Here is a 2,617-nt window from a genome sequence, read left to right as displayed (position 1 = left end):
ATTAACAATGGGCAAATGCCTGACACGAAATTCAACCATACGATCCAACACCTTCTGTATAGTATCAGAAGTATGAACCGGTGGAATAGCGTCAGATATGAGTTCAATTGCCAGCATTATAAATGTTTTTTATCTAAAAACTCCTTTAATATACGATTAAATTCAGCAGGATGTTCCATCATAGGCGCATGGCCACAATGGTCTATCCAGTTTAGTTCGCAATCGGGCAGCATTTCATTAAACTCTACCGCAACTTCGGGTGGGGTTATTTTATCGTTTTTACCCCATATCAATGCCACGGGTATGTGTATTTTATGCAGATCATTTTTCATATTATGGCGTATGGCCGATTTTGCCATAGCCAATAGCCTAATTACACTGTGACGGTCATTAACCAGTTTATAAACCTCATCAATCAGTTCGTCAGTAGCGGTTGCGGGGTCGTAAAAAGTATATTGCACACGCTCTTTTACAAACTCATAATTTTCGCGGCGCGGAAACGAGCCGCCAAAGGCGTTTTCATACAAACCCGAACTGCCTGCTAAAACCAGCGCTTTTACATTGTCCTGGTGTGCCAAAACGTATATAAGCCCCACATGCCCCCCAAGCGAGTTACCTAAAATGGTAACGTTTTCAAGCTTTTTATATTTAATAAATTTATTTAAAAACTTAGATAGCGTTTTTACGCCCGTGGTAAGCACAGGCAGGTCATACACCGGCAGCATAGGCAATATTACCCTATGGGTTTTGCTAAAATGCGCTATTACTTCTTCCCAATTACTTAAGCCACCCATTAAACCATGCAACAGTAACAACACCTCACCCTGGCCCTCATCAATGTATTTAAAGCCGCGTTCCTGTTTAAGCACAAAATTCATATATCAATTGTAATTGTTCAAGTTTCAAATATCACCCAATATTTTGGGCCTAAAGTATAATTATTGCAATAAAAATAACCAATAACTGCTCAGTAGCAATAAAATATTTATCCTAATAACTGCCGCACCACTTCTGATATGGTTTTACCATCGGCCTGGCCTGCCATCTCTTTACTGGCTAAACCCATTACCTTACCCATATCCTGTGTAGATGTTGCACCTAAACGGGTAATAATATCCTGCACAGCGCCTTCTATTTCAAACCTGGTCATTTGCTGTGGCAGATAAGGTTCAATTACGTGCATTTCGGCCATTTCTATCATATACAGGTCCTCCCTGTTTTGCGTTTTATAAATATCAGCCGACTCTTTGCGCTGCTTAACCAGCTTTTGCAAAACCTTTATTTCTGCTTCCTGGGTTAACTCTTCGGCCGCGCCTTTTTCGGTTTTAGCCAAAAGCAAGGCAGATTTAATGGCCCTTAAGGCCTGTAACCTATCGGGTTGTTTGGCCAGCATGGCTTGTTTTATATCCTGATCAATTTGTGTGATTAACGACATAGCTTTTATTTTTGTCCGGAAAGTCGGGAAGACCGAAAGTCCGGAAGGATTATTATTTAATATCTTTCGGACTTTCGGTCTTCCCGACTTTCCGACTTAACTTTTTCTAAATAAATTATTCACCCCCGCCTGTGCGGTTGGCGTTATTATCAATTCATTAATATTTACATGCGCCGGGCGCGACGCGGCAAACCATATCGTTTCGGCAACATCCTCAGCAACTAAGGGTTCAAAGCCATCGTAAACTTTTTTTGCCCGCTCCTTATCACCATTAAAACGCACCTCCGAAAATTCTGTTTCAACAGCGCCCGGATGTATGGCTGTAACCCTGATGCCATACGGCAGTAAATCAATACGCATACCTTTGTTTAACGCATCGACCGCGAATTTAGTGGCACAATATACATTGCCATTGGCATACACTTCTTTAGCGGCTATTGAGCCTATATTAATAATATGGCCGGCACCATTGTTTATCATCCAGTTTGATACCACGCGGCTTACATATAATAAACCTTTTACATTGGTATCTATCATGGTTTCCCAATCATCATAACTGCCGTTTTGCAAGGGATCAAGACCCCTGCTTAAACCCGCGTTGTTAACCAGTACATCAACCTTCTTCCATTCGGGAGGCAATTGCTCTAAATTGGTTATTACCTCTTCGCGGTTTCGCACATCAAATGATGATATGGCTACTTCGGCATTATACTCCGAATTTAAATGAGCAGCCAGTTTTTCTAAACGGTCAAGCCTTCGGCCGGTAAGCACCAGGTCATAACGTTCGCGGGCAAATACATGCGCACATGCTTCGCCAATACCTGATGTAGCGCCCGTAATTAATGCAATCTTAGCCATGGTAGTTGTACAAATGCTCTGCGAAATTATATTTTTTCGGCGACAATAGTGGTGTTAGTTTAAATAATCCGTTGGTTGGCTCACCCTACTCAAAATACAAACTGAACATAATGGTATGTAACGACAGCTTTTCAATTGGACTTGAAAACGCGCTGTTATCATGCAGCAGCACATCGCCAAACGAGTTAGATAACTTTATTTCGGGCGTAAGCTTAAAAAACTCGAAGTATATCTCGCAGCCCAGACCCACATCGTACGAGTTAAAGCGGTTAACGTTTTTTACTATCTTATCAATAGGCGCTAAATTGATATCCGTATTATATT

General features: G+C 41.4%; 3 protein-coding genes and 1 pseudogene. All 4 read right to left on the bottom strand.

What is annotated here, in order from left to right; translation table 11 throughout:
* Positions 1–116 precede the first annotated feature (116 nt).
* Positions 117–878 (bottom strand): alpha/beta fold hydrolase, encoded by a 762-nt coding sequence (locus tag ABI367_RS03455; RefSeq protein ID WP_462227338.1) that lies wholly within the window; start codon positions 876–878, stop codon positions 117–119.
* Between the two features lie 107 nt (positions 879–985).
* Positions 986–1,435: a GatB/YqeY domain-containing protein gene (locus ABI367_RS03450; protein WP_462227337.1), complete on the bottom strand. Its 450-nt coding sequence runs from the start codon at positions 1,433–1,435 to the stop codon at positions 986–988.
* A gap of 96 nt (positions 1,436–1,531) precedes the next feature.
* Positions 1,532–2,293, bottom strand: a complete 762-nt coding sequence (locus tag ABI367_RS03445; RefSeq protein ID WP_462227336.1) for an SDR family NAD(P)-dependent oxidoreductase — start codon at positions 2,291–2,293, stop codon at positions 1,532–1,534.
* An 85-nt stretch (positions 2,294–2,378) separates the two neighbouring features.
* Positions 2,379–2,617 (bottom strand): annotated as a pseudogene (locus tag ABI367_RS03440) (type IX secretion/gliding motility protein PorT/SprT); the annotation flags it as partial.

It is taken from the genome of Mucilaginibacter sp. (assembly GCF_039935595.1).
Lineage (GTDB): Bacteria > Bacteroidota > Bacteroidia > Sphingobacteriales > Sphingobacteriaceae > Mucilaginibacter.
Note: the sequence above shows the minus strand (reverse complement) of the source record. Positions and strands in the feature narration are given on the sequence as shown.